The following is a 22,203-nucleotide window of genomic DNA, read 5'->3' on the forward strand; positions in this document are numbered from 1 at the left end:
AAATAAAAATGAGAATAGCAGTAATTGGTACGGGATATGTTGGCTTGGTGACAGGCACCTGTTTTGCGGAGGTAGGTATCGATGTTACCTGCATCGACATAGACGCAAAGAAGATCGAGAACCTCAAGCAGGGTATCCTGCCGATATATGAGCCGGGTCTGGAAGAGATGGTGCAGCGTAACACACTCAAAGAGCGTCTTTCTTTCTCTACTGATCTTCCTGCCAGCATCCAGGGCTGCGATGCTGCTTTCATTGCCGTAGGTACCCCTCCGGGAGAAGATGGCTCTGCTGATCTGAAGTACGTGCTGGCTGTAGCCCGTGCCATTGGTCAGAACATGACCAATTACATGGTAGTAGTTACCAAGAGCACAGTGCCAGTAGGTACTGCCAATAAAGTACGTGCTGCCATAGAAGAAGAACTGGCTGCAAGAGGAGAGAACATTGCCTTTGATGTAGCTTCTAATCCTGAGTTCTTAAAAGAAGGTGCGGCTATCAATGACTTCTTAAAGCCAGACAGGATCGTAGTAGGTGTGGCCTCAGAGAAAGCAGAAGAAGTGATGAAGAAGCTCTACAAGCCTTTCCTGATGAACGGCCACCCTTTGATCTTCATGGACATTCCTTCTGCTGAGATGACCAAGTATGCAGCCAATGCCATGTTGGCTACTAAGATCTCCTTCATGAATGATATTGCCAATCTTTGTGAAATCATGGGAGCAGACGTGAACATGGTTAGAAAAGGAATAGGCTCTGATGCCAGAATAGGCAACAAGTTCATCTACCCGGGCATCGGCTACGGGGGAAGCTGCTTTCCAAAAGATGTAAAGGCGCTCATCCGTACAGCAGGGGAGAACGGTTATGAGATGCGCGTGCTGAAATCAGTAGAAGAAGTGAACGAGAACCAGAAGTCAGTGCTCTTCAACAAGATCAACACGCACTACAACGGAGAACTGGCAGGCAAGACCTTTGCTGTCTGGGGCCTTTCTTTCAAGCCTAAGACAGATGATATGCGGGAGGCGCCATCGCTGGTAATCATTCAGAAGCTACTCGAGCAGGGAGCAAAAGTAAAAGCCTATGATCCTGTAGCCATGGAAGAAGCCAGGCATACGCTTGGCGACAGCATTGAGTATGGCAAGGATGAGTATGAGACGCTTATTGATGCTGATGCTCTCTTGCTGGTAACAGAATGGCCGGAGTTTAGATCCCCTAACTTTACAGTAGTAAAAAAGCTGATGAAAGAGAAGGTGGTCTTCGACGGCAGAAACATCTATGATGCTACAGAGATGTGTGAAAAAGGATTTACCTACTACGGTATCGGCATCAAACGTTTCGTGCAGCATCAGTTAGACACAATTATAATTTAGAAGTAATTTCAATAATTTATATAAAATGAAAATTTTAGTTACTGGTAGTGCTGGTTTTATTGGCTTTCACCTAGCCTGTGCATTACTGGAAATAGGCCATGAAGTAGTAGGCATTGATAACATCAATAATTACTATGATCCAGCGTTGAAATTTGCGAGGCTTAATGAAAGTGGCATATTAGAAGAAGAAGTGTTATGGCACAGGGAAGCAAGGAGTCATAAATATCCAAAATACCGCTTTGTGCGAATGAACATAGAAAATAAAGGGGAATTGATGTCTCTTAGTGCTAGAGAAAATTTTGAAGTTGTAATACATTTAGCAGCACAGGCAGGTGTAAGATATTCTATTCAAAATCCTGATGCTTATGCACAATCAAACTTGGTGAGTTTTTTAAATATTTTAGAAATTTGCCGACATAATCCTGTAAAACATTTAGTCTATGCTAGCTCATCTAGTGTGTACGGTTTGAATGAAAAGATGCCTTTCTCGGTACAGGACAACGTTGACCATCCTGTTTCACTATATGCAGCAAGTAAGAAAGCAAATGAATTAATGGCTCATACTTATAGCCATTTGTATAGAATACCTACTTCAGGCCTTCGCTTTTTCACAGTTTACGGCCCATGGGGAAGACCTGATATGGCTTACTTCCTGTTTACAAAAGCAATTTCAGATAATAAGCCAATACAGGTTTTCAATTATGGCAAAATGAAAAGAGATTTTACATATATAGATGACATAGTAAATGGTATAATCAATGTAATGCAAAAACCAGCTGAGCCAGATAATTCCTGGAACGGGAAGTCACCCAATCCATCACGATCAACAGCTCCATACCGCATATTCAATATTGGGAATAATAATCCTGTAGAGTTGATAAGTTTTATCAAAGAGATTGAAAAAGGAATGAAAAAAAATGCATTAATGGAGATGAAGGATACTCAACCTGGAGATGTTGAAGCCACTTGGGCTAATATTGATGAGTTGATAGAAAGTTTTAATTATAACCCTAGTACTTCTATCCAATGCGGAATTTCAAAATTTGTCTTGTGGTACAAAGAACATTATGAAGTACAAGAGAGAAGTGCAGTTTAATTTAAGATTCAGATGCAAACTACTTTTCTAATTTAAATGATCATTAGCAGTATTAATTCCTACAGTGAAAGGTATTTAAGAAGCGGAAGAATTAAGCAAATACTTACTCTTTTTTCCGTTACGCTAGCAAGTATACCAATAGGAATAGTAACAAGTGTGGTATTGACTGGATTTTTAGGATCAAAACTTTATGGAGATTACCAATTTCTAAATAGCCTTTTTCTTTTTGCTGTAGTAATTTTTTCAACAGGTTTCTTTCAGGCAGCAAATAGAGCTTTAGTCTTGAACGAAGACAAACAAAAGAATAGAGAATACTATGGTGCAACACTAGTAATTTTATTAATGCTGTTTTTAGTGATGGCAGCTTTTCTTATAATATATTCTTATTTAGATGTAAATATAAAAAGTAAAGGTTTAAATAACCTTCTACTATTACTTATACCTTTTGGTTGGCTATATCTTCTAATAAACTATTTTGAAGTATTATTTCAAGCAGATAATAAAATTGGACTACTTTCAATATCTAGATTGTTACCCAAAGTGGGGTTCCTAACTTCTTCATTCATTATTTACTACTTCTTTATAAACATTGAAAAATATAAACTAGAATTAGTCTGGTTCTTTTTTATTATTACACAAATCATAGTATACTTCTATATAATAAAGAAATTAAAGGTTTCATTTAAAAATTTTAAACATAGAGTAAATGAGCTATGGAACTTGAATAAATCGTTTGGACTTCATATTTATTTAGGTTCTGTTTTTGGAGTAGGAATAGCACAGTTAACAGGAATTATAATAAGTTATTATAGTCATGATAACTCAGGTGTAGGCTATTTTGCATTAGCCTTCACTTTTTGTAGTCCTTTACAATTCATTCCAAATACAATAGCCACAACACATTATAAAGATTTCGCTTCCCAAAGTGTAATTCCCAATAAACTGATTTATTTTACTTTATTTCTTACGTTCATTTCTTTGATTCTATCGTGGATACTTGTGCCCATATTTATAAATTATTATTATGGGAAGGAGTTTGAACCGGTTATTCAATTAAATTTTGTTCTAAGTATTAGTATAGCATTGTATGGTATAGCAGATTTTTATAATCGGTTTCTTGGTGCGCATGGTAAAGGTAAACAGATAAGAAATAGTTCTTTTATAGTTGGGTTTATTGTACTGCTAGCTAGTTTGATTCTAATTCCTCAATTTGGTGCGCAAGGTGCCGTTTATTCCAGATTGGCAGGTGGATGTATTTATATTAGTTGTATGTTATTTTATTATAAAAAAAGTCATAAAATAATTTGACTTTCTTGTTCTTATAGATTAAAAGTGCTATAAGACAAATGAATATTTATTCAAATATTTATATTATCAACATTGTATAAGATAAATAAAAACCAGCCCATATTTGTTATTTTAATGTTAGGTATAATATGTAAGGTAATTTATACCTTTTTATACCAAATAGATATGGAAATAATAACAGTCGATGAGGTATACAGATGGTATCATCAGATAGGGTATATAGGTGATGGCATTATATCTATAGTGAGTATAATAAGTTTCATAAAATACAACAACCGTTTTCCAAAATTTGTAAATTTTTGTTATATAACCTTAGTACTTCTAGTATTTCTAGCTTCCATAAATGATATTAGTATAGTTGTAAAGAAACCAAGTTTATTATATTCTCCTAAAGGAGTAGGCACATGGATTAACATTGGAATTTTATACTTCGCGGGTAATGAAAAATATAGAGTAAAAGTATTTAAGGTTTTCCTATATATATGTTATTTTTTTATAGGAGTAAATTTAATACAAATTTACTCCCTTGGATCTGTTGAAAATAGAAATGAAGCTCTTTATGCCATAAGAGATACGACAATTAATTTAATATGGATTTATCCCTACTATTTTTTTCAAGAGAATAAAAATGGCAGCAGTGTTGAAATTATTAAAAAATATATTATAATATTACTGCTTGCTTTATTTGCTTTTACTATTGCTTCAAGGAGCTATTTAGCCATAGTGACCATTTTTGTCTGTATTAAAATAAAGCATGACTTAAAAAATCAAAGCAATAGCATCTTAATATATTTTAGTTTGAGCATAATATTAGGATGCATTTATTATTTTTTAATAAGTTCATCATTTTATAATTCCTTCGAAAGCTTTGCACAGATTTTTATCAATCGAGTAGATGAAGATAGTAGAAGCGATCAATTAGAAGAGTTTTTTTCTCAGTATGATGTAACCTCTATAATAACAGGTGAAGGCCCCCTTATTACGTGGAATTGGTCGGGTTACAAGGATGGGCCTTATCAATGGCTAGATAATCAATTCATATTAATCATGTGGTGGTTCGGTTTACCAACATGCATTATTTATTTCTGCTTTATAGTTAAGGCTTTATTCAAGAAGATACCAATTAATAACGGGGAAGCTGATAAAGGAAAATATATATTGTTCTTTTGGGTTTTAGCATGTGCAGGATTTGCAATTTATGTAACAATTAGTTCAACTCTATACTATTATTTTATTTCATTGATCATAGGTGGAATATATGTTAATAATAAAAGCTTTAACATCAATATAATCAGAGATGCATTATTAACAGAAAATAGATTAACCAAATATGAACAAATAAAATGCAGTATTAATGAGAAAGCTACATTGGATACTTGAAATTACAAATAGAATAATAGGAAATATTAACATTTTAACAGCTTATTTATGGGGAGTAAAATTAGGTATAAAGAATAAATTTTATGGTAGAACCCATTTTTTTAAGACCAAAAATTCTTCAATAACAATAGGTAAAGGATGTACATTTAGATCAGGGACTGTATCCAACTGGATAGGGGTTAATAGACCCTGCATGATTTCAACGCAAGAAAAATCTGCAACTATAGAAATAGGGAATAATTGTGGTTTTAGTGGTACAGTGATAGGTGCTTTTAAAGGAATAAAGATAGGTAACAATGTAAGATGTGGAGCTAACACATTAATTACTGATTCGGATTGGCATTTAGATGATCCACGGGCTAGTACTCCATCTGAAATTATTATTGAAGATCATGTATGGTTAGGAGTAAACAGTGTTGTACTTAAAGGAGTAACTATAGGATCGAATTCAGTAATTGGAGCTAATAGTGTAGTCACAAAGAGTATTCCAGCAAACGTAGTAGCTGCAGGAAATCCATGTAAGGTGATAAAAAACTTAGCACAAATAGAACATTAACAAATGAAAATATATATTGTATTGAATGAACCTTTTCCTAATGGTATGGCCTGTACTGCAAGAATTACATTGTATGCCAAAGGCTTTATTGAGCAAGGAATACCAGTACAAATATTGATCCCAAGAGCTACGGAAAAGTACAATTCAAAAATCAATAAAGATACTTTAGGTGATAAAGATGGAATAAACTTTAGATACTTTTCTGCTTCAACTTTAAGAAGTAAAACATTTATAAGACGAAGAATTGATGACTTCACTTCAATCTTAAAAACTTTCTTCTTTCTGATTACAAACATTAAAAAAAAGGATGTTCTATTAGTAGTTAGTAATGATGTACCACATATACTAATATGTAAGTGTACTTCATTATTAGTAGGCAATAAACTATTCCAAGAAAAGAGCGAATTTCCTTTAATTTTTATACGGGATACTTTTTTAAATAAACTCTATAAAAAGCTGTACATCAATAGTATTTATAAGTTATTTGACGGAATAATTGTAATTTCTGAAAGCCTGAAGGAATACTTACAAACAAAGACTAGAAATAACTGTAGGTTTTTAGTTGTGCCTATTATTGTTGATCTTAATCAGTTTAACCAAAACCAACAAAATATAAGGCTTACTAATGAAATAGTATATGCAGGAGCTTTAAATCAAACGAAGGACGGTATATTAAACTTAGTCAACTCTTTTGATCAATTTTCAAATAAAAATAAAACAAAAAGACTTGTACTCATGGGTGATATCAATGCTTCAGACTCTAAAGATGAAATCTATGAGCTAATTAGTAAAAAGAAACTAGAAGATAAAATAGAAATTACAGGATACATAGAAAGGGAAGAAATGATAAAGAGAATGAAATGTGCTGATACTTTAGTGTTATCTAAGCCTTCAAACTTACAATCTCAGCATTGTTTTCCTACTAAATTAGGAGAATATCTAGCAACAGGAAAACCAGTAGTAATAACGAGAGTGGGACCTGTTGATTTATATTTTAAAGATTCATTGAATGCATTTATAGCTGAACCAGATGATATTGATTCATTTACTTCAAAGTTGAATAAGGTATATAATGATTATGACAAAGCATTAGCTGTGGGCAAAGAAGGAAAAAAAGTAGCAAAATATAATTTTGATTATATTAAAAATACTGCTTCAATAATAGAATTTTTTAAAGATTAAAGCATATGGTTAAGTTATTACTTACTGGTGACTTCTGTCCAATTAATAAAATTGAGGATGTATATTTAAAAGGTTCAGCTATTAACCCATTCCTTGAATTTCGGAAAGAGTTCAAAGATATTGATTTACACATTACAAATTTAGAGTGTCCACTAACAGATCATCTAAGTCCAATAAGTAAAAATGGTCCCAATTTAGCAGCATCAACTAGAGCAGTTGGTGCTTTAAAAGAAGCTAAGGTAGATGTGGCTTGTTTAGCAAACAATCATATTTTAGACCATGGTAGTACTGCTTTGTTGAACACAATTGATGTGTGCACAGCAAATGGTATCAAGACAGTTGGAGCAGGTAAGAATATTGAACAAGCATCTAAAATTCTTTACTTAAATGTAAAGGGGAAAAAGATTGCACTAGTAAATCTAGCTGAAAATGAATTTACGATAGCAAATAAATTAATGGCAGGTGCAAATCCTTTAAGTATAACACAAGGATTTAAACAAGTAAAAGAAGCAGAAAGAAATTCTGATTTTGTAATTGTTATTATTCATGGGGGTAATGAATTTTATAAATATCCATCACCTCGAATGGTAGAGACATATAGATTCTTTGCAGAAAATGGAGCTTCTGTCGTAGTAGGCCACCACACTCATTGCATAAGTGGATATGAAATATATAATAATATACCAATCTTCTATAGTCTGGGAAATTTTGTATTTGATTGGAAAAACAAGAGACATAAATCTTGGTATTCTGGTATTGCTCTCAATTTATTTATAAAAGATGACAACAAAGTTGAATTTCGAATAAAGCCATTTTCACAAAACGATGGATTTGTAGGAATAAAGTTTCTAGACCCCGAAGAGGAGAATACCATTTTAGAAGAAATTTTTGAGATTAACAAAGTAATAATAAATCAAGATTTACTAGAAAAGGAATGGAATCAGTTTTGTTACAAGATGGGGCCATATTATTTATCTACAATTTTCAATTTAAGCCGAATTGAAAGAAAGCTGCTTAAGTTAAAGTTTTTCAGTAACATATTTATTAAAGGAAATAGAAAGATCAAGACACTTAACATGATACAGTGTGAAGCTCACAAAGATATCTTGTTAAATTTATTAAATAAATAATTCTATAATGGAAGTAGGTATACATAAAGATCGCTATGGAAAAATTGATCCTTTTTGTCTTAAGTATGAAGTAATTTTAAGTTATAATAGTATAAAGTCAAGCTGGATAGACATAAACGACAATACGTTTTGGAATGATATAAAAAGAATTAAAATCTTCATTTATAGATGGATTCAGTGGGATGATCATCATCAAATTGCTAAAGATATCATGCCTATAATTGAAAATAATTTTGATATAAAATGTTTCCCAGACTTGGCTACTTCATGGCATTATGATGATAAAGTAAAACAATTTTTTTTACTCAGTGCGTTTAAATATCCATTTATTAAATGTTGGATATTTTATGATAGAAGAAAAGCTTTGGAATGGGTAGAAAAAACATCCTACCCAAAGGTATTTAAGCTAAAGGGCGGAGCGAGTTCACAAAATGTGTTACTAGTGAATGATAAGAACGTAGCTAAGAGAATTATTGATAAAATGTTTGGTGAAGGTATAAACCCTAATAATCTTTACATAAGTGGCAGTACGAAACAAAAGGATTTCAAACTTATAAACTTTATCAAGCATCAGGGAGCAAACTTATTAAGAAAATACAGAGGAGAAGATGCAGAGCCTTATTGGCAGATAAATAAAAATTATATCTTATTTCAAGAATTCTTACCTAATAACAAGTTTGACACCCGAATCACTGTTATCGGAAACCGAGCATTTGGTTTCAGAAGATTCGTAAGAAAAAATGATTTTAGAGCATCCGGAAGTGGTTTGATTGACAATAATCCAAAACTTATTGACTTACGTTGTGTTGAATTGGCCCTTAAAATTTCAAAGGAAATGAAGTTTCAATCAATGGCTTATGATTTTCTTTATGATGAAAACAATAATCCGATGATTTGTGAAATAAGTTATACCTATGTAGATAAAGCTGTTTATAATTGCCCTGGTTATTGGGATGATTCACTTAATTTTCACGAAGGACATTATTGGCCCCAGTATTTACATCTTGTAGATTTATTGGGAGATGAATCTTTAAGGCAACCACAATTTATAGATGTTGATTAGATCGCTATTTTTATACTTTATTTATAATATAAATGAAAATTTTGATGGTTGTAGACACCTTAATAAAAGGGGGTCTCGAAAGAAGAATGTTAGAACTCATCAAAGCGTTGTCAAAAGATACTCTACAGTATGATATATATTTAATATCATTAACAAATAAAGTTGAATATGATTATGTGTATGATTTACCAATTAAATTTGAAGCTCTTGAAAGGAAAGGGAAAAAAGACTTTTCTTTATTAGGAAAACTCTGGCAAAGAGTGACTTCATTTAATCCTGATATAATACATTCATGGGGAAGTATGGCAAGTGTATTTCTTGCACCAATAGTAAAATTCAAAAAAATCAGGTTTGTTAATGGTTATATTGGCCAAGCACCACTAAAAGTTTCTCTCAACGATCCCTTTTATATAAGGGGTTTATTTACTTTCCCTATTTCTGATGCGATTGTGTCTAATAGTTTAGCAGGTTTGTCTGCTTACCGTACACCTGTTAAAAAGTCTTTCTGTATTTATAATGGAATTGATTTTGAAAGATTTCAAAATTTGAATGAACCATCTGAAGTAAAAGAAGACTTGTTTGGTAGTAATTATGATAAAAGTTTTCTAGTTGCAATGGTTGCAGCTTTTGAAGAGAGAAAAGACTATCATACTTTTATAAGAGTAGCTATAAAAATTTGCAAACAAAATTTGCAAACAAAGTTTTTATTAGTTGGGGGGGGAGAAAACCTTGAAGCGATAAAAGCTCTTGTTCCTAAAGAATTTCTCAATAAGAATATTTATTTTCTTGGAAAAAGATCAGACATAGAATCAATTTTACAGATAATAGACATAGGTGTTTTACTGACAAATAGTACAAAACATGGAGAGGGAGTTTCTAATTCTATTATCGAATATATGGCATCTTCAAAACCTGTAATAGCCACGCTTGGAGGTGGAACTAATGAAGTAGTTGAAAATGGTAAAAATGGATTCTTAGTTGATTATGCAGCAGAAGAACAAATTATAGATAAAATAAAATACTTGCTTGCAAACAAAACTGTTTCTCATGAAATGGGAAGAGCAGGATATCAAACAGTCCGTAATAAGTTTAGTATAGAAACTATGCGTGACAATTATATCCGCTTGTATAACGAAACTTTGTCTAATAAAAGAAATAAACACCATTCATATTCTTCACAATTTGAGTTACAAGTTAGCTCTCACTCATAATAGAAATATTAAATAGATTTTAACTAATTTTTCTAACAATAGAAGGTTTACTTCTATTGTTAGAATACAAAAAAATGAAAATATTAGTTTGCAATAAGTTCTACTTTCCTAAAGGTGGTGATTGCGTATATTCTATAGAACTTGAGAAATTATTGAAAAAGAATGGTCATGAAACAGCCTTCTTTGCAATGAATCATCCTCAGAATCATTTTTCTACTTACTCCCAATATTATCCTTCTACTGTTGATTATTCAACCAAAAATTTAGCGAACCTACAAGAACAATTACTGCGACCTATATTTTCAGTTGAGGTAAAGAAGAAGTTTAATGCTTTACTTGAAGCTTTTAAACCTGATATAGTACATGTAAACAATATTCATTCCCAGCTTTCCCCAATCATTGTAAAAGAAGCTTATAAGAAAGGTATACCTGTTGTATGGACTTTACACGATTACAAGCTTATATGTTCCCGATATGACAGCATGCGTAATGAAAAACCATGTGAATTGTGCTATCAAGATAAAACCAACGTCATACGCCATAAATGTTTGAAGGGTAGTTTAGCTGCGAGTATGTTAGCCTATACTGAAGCAACTTGGTGGAGTAGTGATAGGTTAGAAAAGTATACTTCAAAATTTATAAGCCCTAGTACCTTTTTAAAAGAAAAGATGGTTACAGGTGGTTTTAATCCATCAAAAATAATTACCCTACCTAATTTTATCGACGAGAAGAAAATCGCTGATCAGCCAGAGGTCAAGGAAGATTATTACTGTTTTGTTGGCAGATTATCAAAAGAAAAAGGAATTGACACTCTTTGTGAAGCAGCATGCAAAATTCCTTCTCATAAACTTCTAATAATAGGAACAGGACCAGAAGAAAAATTTTTAAAAGAAAAGTACTCCTGTCCTAACATCCAATTCTTAGGTCATAAAGGGTGGATTGAACTACAGCCAATAATTGCAAAAGCAAAATGTTTAGTAATTGCGTCTAAATGGTATGAAAATAACCCTTTAAGTGTAATTGAAGCTTTAGCAAATGGTACTCCAGTAATTGGCGCAAAAATAGGTGGTATACCAGAATTAATACAGGATGGAGTAAATGGTCTCTTATTTGAACCCGGAAATAGTGATGACTTAAAAAATAAGATTGATCTGTTCTTTGATAGTTTCTACAGTAAGATAGACAACACATCCCTTATAGAACAAATTAAAAAGAATCACTCTTCTGAAAAGTATTATTTTAAACTGATTACCCTTTATGAAAGTCTTCTTTCAACCCCCTCTCTTATAACTGCCTAAAAAAGCATATTTATGAAACTTATTGTTATTGGAACTAGAGGCTTCCCTTATATACAGGGAGGCATAGAAACTCATTGCCAAGGCTTATATCCGGAGCTTGTCAAACTAGGATGTGACGTAACTGTAGTTAGACGTACAGCCTACATTAACGCATCTAATAAAATAAAAAAATTTCATGGAGTTAAATTTAAAGATATATGGACACCTAAATTGAAGAGTTTAGAAGCAATTGTCCATACATTTCTTGCTCTTATTTACTGCAGTATTAAGAGACCAGATATAGTACATTTTCATGGAATAGGCCCTTCTATTTTTGTACCACTAGCAAGGATTTTAGGATTAAGAGTAGTTGTAACAACACAGGGTCCTGATTATGACAGGCAAAAATGGGGGACTTTTGCAAAATTTGTACTAAAGCTAGGAGAAAAGCTAGGAACTAAATATTCGAATGAAGTTATAGTAGTCTCTGATGTTATAGAAAAATTAACACAGGACAAGTACAACAGATTCAATTCTAATCTGATTTTTAATGGAGTTAATTTCCCAAATAAGAGTGAAAATACCGAATATATAAAATCTCTTGGTTTGACTAAAAATGGATATATAATTGCTGTCGCAAGGTTTGTTGAAGAGAAAGGCTTTCATTATTTGATCGATGCTTATATCGCATTAAAAAACAAAGACTATAAGTTGGTACTAGTTGGTGATGCTGATCATGAAACAAATTATTCTCTTGAACTGAAGAAAAAAGCTAGAGAAAACGGAATAGTATTGACAGGCTTTATCAAAGGAGAACAACTAAATGAAATTTTCTCACATGCACGTTTATTTATACTACCTTCTTTTCATGAAGGATTATCTCTTGCACTTCTAGAAGCTTTAAGTTATGATCTTGATGTTCTGGTAAGCGATATCCCTGCAAATACTAGTGCTCCATTAGCTAAAGATTCTTTTTTTCCTGTTGGTAATGTTAAGGAATTAACCAGAAGATTAAGTTATAAGCTAAAAGAACCTGTTTTTTCAGATAAATATGATTTGAATGAATATCAGTGGGATATAATAGCGAAAAAAACTTATAAGGTCTATACCAAGGCCTTACCAGCAAGAAAATCTAAGCAAATTCAAGTTGGTCAGGAAAAAGTAACTTATGTTGAGATACAACAACCACATAAAACTAGTAATAGAATTAGCAGAAATAGTGAATCAAGTAACCCACCAAAGACAGCTTCAGTTTTATAAAAATCTACATTTAGTCTGTAATCAAGATTTTGAATAAAATCTTGATTGTTACTCTTACAATTTTTTCTTCCCGCTAATCCGCACTCCTGCTTCAATAGTTCTTAATGAAAGCTATTATTTCTGAAAAAAGTGTTGAAAAAAATTGTGAAGAGATTTCACTAATCAGAAGTATAATATTCAAGATAATATAAAAACATACCTAGTTAAACTAGTACAGTAAATTTGATGAAAAAAGCTTTAATTACAGGTATCACCGGACAGGATGGTGCTTACCTGGCAGATCTTTTATTAGAAAAAGGTTACGAAGTACATGGTATCAAGCGTAGAAGTTCTTTATTCAATACCGATCGAATTGATCACTTGTACCAGGATCCGCATGACAAAAATGTACGGTTTCATTTACATTACGGAGATCTGAGCGATTCCACTAACATCATTCGTATTATTCAGCAGGTGCAGCCAGATGAGATCTATAACCTAGGTGCCATGAGCCATGTGAAGGTAAGCTTTGATACACCTGAATATACCGCTAATGCAGATGGTATAGGCACACTTCGCATTCTGGAAGCTGTGCGTATACTTGGTCTAACAGAGAAAACCAGAATTTACCAGGCTTCTACTTCTGAGTTGTATGGCCTGGTACAGGCTGTGCCACAATCAGAAACTACGCCTTTCTACCCACGTTCTCCTTACGCGGTAGCGAAATTGTACGGCTACTGGATAACGGTGAACTACCGGGAAGCCTATAACATGTATGCCTGCAATGGTATCCTATTCAATCATGAATCCCCATTGCGTGGTGAGACCTTCGTTACCAGAAAAATTACGCGTGGAGCCGCGAAAATTGCGATGAGTCTACAGGATAAACTTTACCTGGGTAACCTGGACGCACGTCGTGACTGGGGTCATGCAAAAGATTATGTAGAGGCTATGTGGCGCATCCTGCAGCAGGATACTCCTGAAGATTTCGTGATCGCCACGGGTATCACTACTACCGTTAGAGATTTTGTAAGAATGGCTTTTGCGGAAGCAGGCATTGAACTGGAATTCACAGGAGAAGGTGTGGATGAAAAAGCAACAGTTGTATCCTGTGCTAACCCGGATCTCCAGCTGGAGATCGGTAAAGAAGTAGTAGCCATAGATCCACGTTACTTCCGCCCTACTGAAGTAGAGTTACTGATAGGTGATCCTACTAAGTCTAGGACTAAATTAGGTTGGGAGCCAAAGTATGATCTTCCTGCCCTAGTACAGGATATGATGCAGGCAGACCTGGAGCACTTCCACAGGGAAAAGATGCTACAGGAAAGAGGGTATGCCGTTAAGAATCAGTTCGAGTAAATGCAGCAAAAAAATAAAATTTATGTAGCCGGCCATAGAGGCATGGTCGGCTCTGCTATTGTCAGGAAGCTGAAGCAGGAAAGTTATACCAACATCCTGGTCCGTACTTCCAAAGAACTGGACCTTCGGAACCAACAAGAAGTATTTGATTTCTTTGCAGAAGAGCAACCTGCTTACGTTTTTTTAGCAGCTGCCAAAGTGGGTGGCATTGTAGCCAACAATACCTACCGTGCAGAATTTCTGTATGATAACCTGATGATCCAGAGCAATGTGATCCATGCTTCCTACCTGAACCATGTACAAAAGCTTATGTTCCTTGGTTCATCCTGCATCTATCCGAAATTAGCTCCGCAACCTTTAAAAGAAGAGTACCTGCTAACAGGTGAACTGGAACAGACGAATGAGCCTTATGCCATTGCTAAAGTTGCCGGAATAAAACTTTGTGATGCCTACAGACACCAGTATGGGTGTAACTACATATCGGTAATGCCTACCAACTTGTATGGCCCAAATGATAATTACGACCTGCAGAACTCGCATGTGTTGCCTGCCCTGCTAAGAAAATTCATTACAGCGAAAAAGAACAAAGCTCCTTCTGTGCAGCTTTGGGGTAGCGGCACACCTAAGCGGGAGTTTCTACATGCCGATGATCTGGCAGATGCCTGTTTTTACCTGATGAAGCACCACAATGAGCCGGGTCTGGTAAACATTGGTGTTGGGGAAGACATATCTATCCTGGATCTGGCAAAGCTCGTTCAGAGAGTAGTCGGATATGAAGGGGAGATTGTGCTGGATACAACAAAGCCAGACGGTACGCCTAGGAAGCTGATGGATGTATCTAAGCTCCACTCCCTTGGATGGAAAGCATCTATCCCTTTACAAAAAGGTATCGGAGAGGTATATGAAGAAGTGAAAGATTTTGACTGGAACTAAATAGTGGCGTTACCTTTACTGCCTGAGCGTGACTCTGAGAATCTATGCCTTTTACTTTTTCACATCCAGCTGCTGTACTACCACTGAGACTACTTCCTCAAAAGTGGACATCCTTAACTGGTTTGGTAATAGGTAGTATTATTCCTGACTTCGAGAAGTTTTTGAAGATGGAGGCAGGTAATACTTATAGCCACACCTGGCATGGATTGTTATGGTTTAACTTACCTCTGGGAATACTTCTTTCGTTTTTATTTCATGGAGTCGTTCGCGATCCTTTACTTGAGAACCTCCCTCCTGTTTTCAAAAGGAAACTTTTATGGGCCAGGAGCTTTAACTGGTTTTCCTACTTTAGAAGGAATAGTTTCGTTGTACTAGCATCCTTATTAATCGGGTCTGTTTCTCATCTTTGCTGGGATAGTCTTACACATCAGGAGAGCTTAGCCATAAAATTGGCTCCCGTTTTAGCAGAAACAGTAAAGATTGGCGACTATAAGATACGGCTATTCAAAATGCTGGATCTCTTAAGTTCAGTTTTAGGTCTGCTTTTTATTATTTACGTTATTTTACAGTTTCCTGCAACTAAGAGTCAAATAAGACCAACCAATACTTTTGGCATCTACTGGCTTTTAGTGCTTGTTACAACATTCCTCATCATAATTTGCAGGATCTTATTTGGATTGGATTTAACTGAACCCTGGAGCTTGTTGTTTACTTCCATTTCAGCAGGACTAATAGGTATAATAAACGCATCACTCCTGGTTAAGCACATTTCCAGGTTGTTATCATAGCTGCGGTATTGAGCACCAAATCTTACTTTAGGATTTGGTCACATATACTACATACTTATAAAGACTAAACATGAAAGAGAAACTTTTCTCAGCAATAGAAAAACAATTAACAGAAGAAAACTTCTCTATTGCCAGCAAAAACCATAACCGCCCATGGGGTGGTTATTTTGTGATTAACGAAGACCAGGCACAACAGTTTGCCGATACTTACTTTGATGGCATGAATGTGGATCAGCTTAAGATATCGGGGAAACTTAGTCCTAAGATTCTGATCGTAGCACCAGAGAAACGCCTTTCCTGGCAATATCACCACCGCAGAGCCGAAATATGGAAAGTAGTAACAGGTAAAGTAGGCGTGGTAACAAGTACTACCGATGAAGAAGGTCCACTACAAGAATTAGAGCCAGGGGAATTGATAACCTTAAAACAAGGTGAACGCCATCGACTGGTTGGCTTAAAGGAATGGGGAGTGTTGGCAGAGATCTGGCAGCACACGGATGCTATTCACCCATCTGATGAAGAAGACATAATTAGATTGCAAGACGACTTTGGCAGATAAGCATAACAAAGCATACCCTTCGGCAAACCAGTGAAATGATCCTACACATATCTACTTGCACTATGAAAGTAAGTTATAAAAATAAAAGTGCCATCACCATTCTCTCAAAAGAAGACCCCATCTATAAAGTAGCCTTACATGCTTTATAAAGTCAATAGCCAACAATAAACAAAATATAAAATTTCAAATAATTCTTATATTTATATATATAAATATCTAAAAATTTTATAAATTGCTGCCTCTTTGATTACACTTTTACTCCAATGCAAACCAGATATACAAGCTTTTCGAAAGCACTTAACCTAATAGTAGACTTTTTCCTGTTGAATCTGGCCTTATACATTTGCTTTGTATTAAAGAATCCGGACAAATTTGGAGATGATGTATCAGAGCGCTATAAAGTAGGCTTTCTTATCCTGAACCTGATATGGTTCTACTGTGCCACCATAAACAAGCTTTATGAGGATATTTTCAAGCGTGATGCTATACCTACTATAAGGGTAACCTTACAGGCTTTGATACTTATGGGCATAATAAGCCTTGTGCAGAGTTCGATTCTGCCTTATACGAACCTGTCATTCTGGTTGATCAGTACTTTTCTCATCATATACGGAATTCTGCTCCTTACCTGGAAGACAGTTTTCCTGCTTGCCAGAAGACCAAAACGCTGGTCGTTGGTGAGGTTTAAAAGGATCGTGATAGTGGGAGCTGGCACACAGGGTGTAGACCTTTATAATTACCTAACAGAGAACAAACAACTTGGCTATGATGTAGTAGGCTTCTTTGACGACAACACCCCCTCTCTGCCGAACAGGAATAAAGTATTAGGCACAGTAGAGGATTGCCTGAACTTCGTTGAAGAACACGGTATAGCGGAGGTATACTGTGCCTTACCAGACATCGCAAGAGATAAGATCAGGATGTTGATGGAAGAATCAGACAAGCGCATGATCCGGATCAAACTGGTACCTGATGTAAAGGATTACTTCAAGACGAATTTCATGGTAGAGCTATACGGCCATATGCCTATACTTACACCACGCCGTGAACCACTGGAGGATAAAGCCAATGAAATTGTAAAAAGAGGCTTTGATATTGCCTTCTCTTTATGTGTGACCGTTTTCCTGCTCAGCTGGTTAATACCTGTTATGGCGCTTATTATTAAGATGGAGTCTAAGGGTCCGGTCTTTTTCAGACAGCTTAGATCAGGGAAAGATAACCGCCCGTTCTATTGCCTCAAGTTCAGAAGCATGCACGTGAATAATGATTCTGATCTGAAGCAGGCTACAAAAGGAGATGCACGCATCACACGGGTTGGCTCCTTCATCCGGAAAACAAGCATTGATGAATTGCCTCAGTTCATCAATGTACTAATGGGCGACATGTCGGTAGTTGGTCCAAGGCCACACATGCTTAAGCATACCGAAGACTACTCGCAGATAGTAGATAAATTTATGGTGCGCCACTTTATCATTCCTGGCATTACAGGCTGGGCACAGGTTACAGGTTACCGGGGCGAAACAAAAGATGCGGAAGTGATGGAGAAAAGAGTGGAAGCCGACATCTGGTACCTGGAGAACTGGTCGTTTCTGCTTGACCTCAAAATTGTTGTACTCACAGCCTGGCAGGCTATCCGTGGAAATGGTAATGCCTATTAACCCTTCCCTTTTAACTATCCAGAATTAAGAAATTTAACAGAAACAGTTAGGCTCTTCCCAAGCCAGCTTCTGGCTAAAAATCATTAAGCTCGTCAAACAAAATCTCTTCTACATATTTGAGGAGATTTTTATTTGACGAGCTTTGAAGGTTTAGGCACTGACTTTTCTATTATTTACTTTTCTATTTTAGAAAAGCTATTATTATAAATAACCTATATTGTAGCATAGAATGAGCAGAAGCAAATTGATAAAAGCGTTCTCTGTAGTACTTTTTTTATTTGTTGTATATAGCGCGAAAGCACAACAAACATTTATCCCGCTGCAGCAGGAATACAGCAGACTTATTGAGAGAGAAGCGATAAAGCAAAACTTAGCAATACACTCTTCTTTGAAGCCTTACCTCCAGAGCGAGGTAGCAGAACAATTCTCTTACGACTCCCTTCTCGCTGGTAGATACAGCAATACAAGCAGGAAAGAACATTCCTGGATTCTTCGTAAGCTTTATCAGGAACACCTACTACAGTATAAAGACAGTACAACCGGTCTTTACGCTGATTTGCTGATGGATTTTACTTTCGGAAAAGAACTGGGTCAGGGCTACCTATTCACAAATACCAGAGGTGCACAAGTGCAGGGAAATTTGGGCAAACACTTCTCGTTCTATACTGCTTTTTATGAAAACCAATCAAAACTCCCTGATTATCTGGATAAAAATGTAAAAGAAAGAGGAGTCGTTCCCGGTCAGGGCAAAGCCAGAAGCAATGGAGAAGGCTTTGATTATGCCATACCTTATGGCTATATAAGCTATACACCTAACAAGACCTTTAACATTCAGTTTGGGCAGGATAAGAACTTTTTAGGAGATGGATACCGCTCGCTCATACTCTCCGACTATGCTTATAGTTATCCATTCTTAAAAATTAATACACGTTTCTGGAAGATCAAGTACACAAATCTCTGGACACAGTATATGGATATTAGCAAAGGATTTCAGGGTTCATCTTACCCAAAGAAATATGCTGCTTACCAGTACCTGTCTTTTCTTCCTACTCCGGAGCTAAACGTGAGTATCTTTCAATCTCTGATTTGGGCGGCAGACTCAACTGGGAACGGCGCTTTTGAGCCAGCTTTTCTGAACCCGATCATTTTCATGAACTCCCTCAACTTTAACATGGGGTCTCCTGCAAATTCTATGATGGGTTTGAATATTCGCTATAATTTATTCCGTCAATTCTCATTTTATGGCCAGTTTGTTCTCGATGATTTTAATGTCGGTAAACTCAAACAAGGGAATGGTTTCTTTCAACAGAAGTTTGGGTATCAAATGGGTTTGAAGGCTTTTGATATTTTTGGGCTAAGTAATCTATATGCTCAGGTTGAATATAATACGGTGAGACCTTACGTTTATGCTCATAAAATTCCTAGCCTCAACAACACACACTATAATGAGCCACTTGCGCACCCACTAGGTGCTAACTTTAAAGAATTGATAGCTATAGGTTCCTACAGGTACAGGCGGTTCTCACTAGATGCTAAATTGAATTATGCCGCTTATGGCGCTGATGCTACTATTAACGAACATAATGGTAAGAATATCTTCTTATCAGATTACGATGCGCCTAATGGAGAGCTGTCTTTTGGCAATTACACTGGTCAAGGCACAAAAACAAAACTCTATCATTTCAGCTCCAGCCTAAATTACCTGATGAACCCACATACAGGACTCAAAGTAGAAGCAGGGTTTGCCTATAGGAAGGAAGCATCTGCTATAGTAAATACAAATACACAATTATTTTATTTTGGTGTTAAAACAAACCTGAGAAACAGGTACTATGATTTTTAATTACTGATACATTATAAATTGCCAGGAATATAATAGAGAAGTAGATGAGTATGATCCCATCAACAAGAACGATAAAAGAGCTTAGTGGGGTATATGCAGAGTAAGGCTAGTGCTAACACACACGAGGTGGTTCTTGGCCTCAAGTTAAACAATGCGCAGAAAGTACGCTGCCCACAGTGGGTCTGGTAAGGTAGGTTTAGTGGCACCAGATCTCTCTGAGCTATTTTCCATTCAAAGAGCTACCTTTGCACTTATAATTAAAGTGCTAACGAATGACAGACCCAAAGAAGCTGGCCATAAAGGATTTTGTGTACGAGTTGCCGGATGAACGCATCGCAAAGTTTCCATTGCCGGAGCGCGATCAATCTAAGTTGTTGGAATACCGCCACGGACAGATTTCCGATCATACATTTACTGAACTTCCAAGCCTGCTGCCACAATACACATTGCTGGTCTTTAATGATACCAAAGTTGTGCAGGCACGTCTGCTGTTTCAGAAAGAAACAGGTGGAGTTGTAGAGATCTTCTGTCTGGAACCTATAGCCCCGCACCGTGAAGTTCAGATGGCAATGCAACAGACCGGAAGCAGCACCTGGAAATGCCTGGTAGGGAACAACAAACGTTGGAAAAGTGGCCCTGTAACACTGGAATTTGAAGGGGGTACCATTCGAGCAGAACGTGAGGCACAGCAGGAAGGGCATTTCCTGATTCGCTTTACGTGGGAACCGGCCGAACTGACTTTTGCAGAGGTGCTGGAGCGTTGTGGAAAGCTACCGCTCCCCCCCTACCTGAACCGTGAGCTTACGCCTGAAGACCATACCCGATATCAGACTATTTACGCAAATCAAAAGGGCGCTGTGGCAGCCCCTACTGCCGGATTGCATTTCACGGATCGGGTAATGGATAAGCTTGAGGAGAAAGGGGTGGAAAAAGCATACCTGACTCTGCACGTTGGAGCCGGAACGTTCAAGCCGGTGAAAGCAGACACCATGGAGGCACACGAAATGCATGCCGAGCAGCTTTTTATTTCCAGGCAGTTCCTGATGCGCCTGTTAAAGCAGCTTGCATCTGACAAGCCGGTTATTCCCGTAGGTACAACCAGTATGCGGTCTCTGGAAAGCCTGTACTGGTTAGGGGCAAAAGTTTCACAGCACCCTGATCTCTCTTTGCAGGAGCTGCATGTAACGCAGTGGCAGGCTTATGAGAGTTCAGACATTCCAACAGCCACAGAGGCGATAACTGCTTTGCTGCAGTACATGGAGCGTCAGAACACGGAGTATCTCCACGCCATCACACAAATCATCATTGCTCCGGGTTATACTTTCAGGATTTGCAACGGCCTGGTTACCAATTTCCATCAACCGGAAAGCACCCTATTATTACTGGTATCTGCCTTGATAGGAGATAATTGGCGTAAAGTATACCAACATGCTTTAAAAAATGACTACAGGTTCTTAAGCTACGGAGATAGCTCTCTGCTGCTGCCGTGATCGGATTGAGCCTATCAGGGAACTATAGAGAACCTATGGCGCGAGCATTCACGTTCATCTATTTCCCATATCTGTACAGTTTGAACTATTGGGATAAAGGTGCTGAGTAGTAGAAACGACTGTCCCCTTGAGGGGACTACAGGGGTGTAATCGTCTGCAGGCAGCCTGGTAAGCATTCAGTAATTTAAAGACAAGGCTACATGCGTAAGAACAGAGTCATACCCTACAGGGAAGACCTAAGAGCCAAAGCCCGTGAACTCAGAAAGAACAGCACACTGGCGGAGATCCTACTGTGGCAGGAGATAAAGGAGCGTAACCTACTGGGTTTCCAGTTCCATCGCCAGGTACCCATGCTGGACTTCATCGTTGACTTTTACTCCCATGAGCTTCAATTGGCAATAGAGATCGACGGTGATAGCCATAATCAGAGCCATGGCTATGATGTAGAGCGCCAGGCTAAACTAGAGCAGTATGGGGTGCAGTTTATAAGGTTTGATGATCTGGAAATAAAGAAAGATATGCCGAACGTGTTGAGAGCTTTGGAGCACTGGGTTCTCGAGAAGCAGCGGTCACTTTAATTGTAATAATTTAGCTGTGCACGATTACACCCCTATAGTCCCCTCAAGGGAACAATTCTGTTATTACTGAGGCAGCTGAACTATGTAATAAAGCTATATTTGAAGAGCTAAAGACAAGATAAGGAGTTCTCGCTCACGCTATACAAGTGAAAAAAGAGAAGGCCGCTTAGGGATATCCCTAAGCGGCCTTCT

The 22,203-nt window shown here is 36.6% G+C and carries 19 protein-coding genes; all 19 read left to right on the plus strand.

Translation table 11 applies throughout. The annotated features are described in order from the left end of the window. Nucleotides 1-8 precede the first annotated feature (8 nt). The 19 genes from ACFSRY_RS10665 to ACFSRY_RS10755 all read left to right on the plus strand — a co-directional run bounded on the left by ACFSRY_RS10665 (nucleotide 9) and on the right by ACFSRY_RS10755 (nucleotide 22,011). A complete protein-coding gene (locus tag ACFSRY_RS10665; RefSeq protein WP_377506710.1) occupies nucleotides 9-1,361 on the plus strand; it encodes a UDP-glucose dehydrogenase family protein in 1,353 nt (450 codons plus the stop codon). A 25-nt stretch (nucleotides 1,362-1,386) separates the two neighbouring features. After that, entirely contained in the window at nucleotides 1,387-2,457 is a 1,071-nt protein-coding gene (locus ACFSRY_RS10670; RefSeq protein ID WP_377506714.1) for an NAD-dependent epimerase, read from the plus strand. A 36-nt stretch (nucleotides 2,458-2,493) separates the two neighbouring features. Continuing rightward, nucleotides 2,494-3,765, plus strand: coding sequence for a lipopolysaccharide biosynthesis protein (locus ACFSRY_RS10675; RefSeq protein ID WP_377506717.1), 1,272 nt, complete (start codon nucleotides 2,494-2,496; stop codon nucleotides 3,763-3,765). A 165-nt stretch (nucleotides 3,766-3,930) separates the two neighbouring features. After that, nucleotides 3,931-5,145, plus strand: coding sequence for a hypothetical protein (locus ACFSRY_RS10680; protein WP_377506720.1), 1,215 nt, complete (start codon nucleotides 3,931-3,933; stop codon nucleotides 5,143-5,145). Further along, entirely contained in the window at nucleotides 5,120-5,701 is a 582-nt protein-coding gene (locus ACFSRY_RS10685) for an acyltransferase (RefSeq protein WP_377506723.1), read from the plus strand. The genes ACFSRY_RS10680 and ACFSRY_RS10685 overlap by 26 nt, the downstream gene beginning before the upstream one ends. Before the next feature lie 3 nt (nucleotides 5,702-5,704). After that, nucleotides 5,705-6,883: a glycosyltransferase gene (locus tag ACFSRY_RS10690; RefSeq protein ID WP_377506726.1), complete on the plus strand. Its 1,179-nt coding sequence runs from the start codon at nucleotides 5,705-5,707 to the stop codon at nucleotides 6,881-6,883. 5 nt (nucleotides 6,884-6,888) lie between these two features. After that, nucleotides 6,889-8,013: a CapA family protein gene (locus ACFSRY_RS10695; protein ID WP_377506729.1), complete on the plus strand. Its 1,125-nt coding sequence runs from the start codon at nucleotides 6,889-6,891 to the stop codon at nucleotides 8,011-8,013. 7 nt (nucleotides 8,014-8,020) lie between these two features. After that, complete coding sequence (locus ACFSRY_RS10700; RefSeq protein WP_377506732.1) at nucleotides 8,021-9,076, plus strand: hypothetical protein; 1,056 nt, start codon at nucleotides 8,021-8,023, stop codon at nucleotides 9,074-9,076. Between the two features lie 44 nt (nucleotides 9,077-9,120). After that, on the plus strand, nucleotides 9,121-10,287 hold the full coding sequence (locus ACFSRY_RS10705; RefSeq protein WP_377506735.1) for a glycosyltransferase family 4 protein: 1,167 nt from the start codon (nucleotides 9,121-9,123) through the stop codon (nucleotides 10,285-10,287). A gap of 74 nt (nucleotides 10,288-10,361) precedes the next feature. Beyond that, the gene (locus tag ACFSRY_RS10710) at nucleotides 10,362-11,585 is read left to right on the plus strand and encodes a glycosyltransferase (protein WP_377506738.1); all 1,224 of its coding nucleotides are present in this window, start codon (nucleotides 10,362-10,364) and stop codon (nucleotides 11,583-11,585) included. 12 nt (nucleotides 11,586-11,597) lie between these two features. Beyond that, nucleotides 11,598-12,824: a glycosyltransferase family 4 protein gene (locus ACFSRY_RS10715; RefSeq protein ID WP_377506741.1), complete on the plus strand. Its 1,227-nt coding sequence runs from the start codon at nucleotides 11,598-11,600 to the stop codon at nucleotides 12,822-12,824. A gap of 225 nt (nucleotides 12,825-13,049) precedes the next feature. After that, nucleotides 13,050-14,162, plus strand: coding sequence for a GDP-mannose 4,6-dehydratase (gene gmd, locus ACFSRY_RS10720; protein ID WP_377506744.1), 1,113 nt, complete (start codon nucleotides 13,050-13,052; stop codon nucleotides 14,160-14,162). Then, nucleotides 14,163-15,095: a GDP-L-fucose synthase gene (gene fcl, locus ACFSRY_RS10725; protein ID WP_377506747.1), complete on the plus strand. Its 933-nt coding sequence runs from the start codon at nucleotides 14,163-14,165 to the stop codon at nucleotides 15,093-15,095. 44 nt (nucleotides 15,096-15,139) lie between these two features. Then, nucleotides 15,140-15,883: a DUF4184 family protein gene (locus ACFSRY_RS10730; RefSeq protein WP_377506750.1), complete on the plus strand. Its 744-nt coding sequence runs from the start codon at nucleotides 15,140-15,142 to the stop codon at nucleotides 15,881-15,883. Between the two features lie 70 nt (nucleotides 15,884-15,953). Beyond that, nucleotides 15,954-16,442, plus strand: a complete 489-nt coding sequence (locus tag ACFSRY_RS10735) for a phosphoheptose isomerase (RefSeq protein WP_377506753.1) — start codon at nucleotides 15,954-15,956, stop codon at nucleotides 16,440-16,442. Nucleotides 16,443-16,705: 263 nt separating this feature from the next. Beyond that, on the plus strand, nucleotides 16,706-18,100 hold the full coding sequence (locus ACFSRY_RS10740; RefSeq protein ID WP_377506756.1) for an undecaprenyl-phosphate glucose phosphotransferase: 1,395 nt from the start codon (nucleotides 16,706-16,708) through the stop codon (nucleotides 18,098-18,100). A 229-nt stretch (nucleotides 18,101-18,329) separates the two neighbouring features. Beyond that, complete coding sequence (locus tag ACFSRY_RS10745; RefSeq protein WP_377506759.1) at nucleotides 18,330-19,943, plus strand: hypothetical protein; 1,614 nt, start codon at nucleotides 18,330-18,332, stop codon at nucleotides 19,941-19,943. Between the two features lie 272 nt (nucleotides 19,944-20,215). Next, nucleotides 20,216-21,433, plus strand: coding sequence for an S-adenosylmethionine:tRNA ribosyltransferase-isomerase (locus tag ACFSRY_RS10750; protein WP_377506762.1), 1,218 nt, complete (start codon nucleotides 20,216-20,218; stop codon nucleotides 21,431-21,433). Nucleotides 21,434-21,633: 200 nt separating this feature from the next. Next, nucleotides 21,634-22,011, plus strand: coding sequence for an endonuclease domain-containing protein (locus ACFSRY_RS10755; RefSeq protein WP_377506765.1), 378 nt, complete (start codon nucleotides 21,634-21,636; stop codon nucleotides 22,009-22,011). The last annotated feature ends 192 nt before the right edge of the window (nucleotides 22,012-22,203 follow it).

The organism is Pontibacter locisalis, from assembly GCF_042684605.1.
GTDB classification, from domain to species: domain Bacteria; phylum Bacteroidota; class Bacteroidia; order Cytophagales; family Hymenobacteraceae; genus Pontibacter; species Pontibacter locisalis.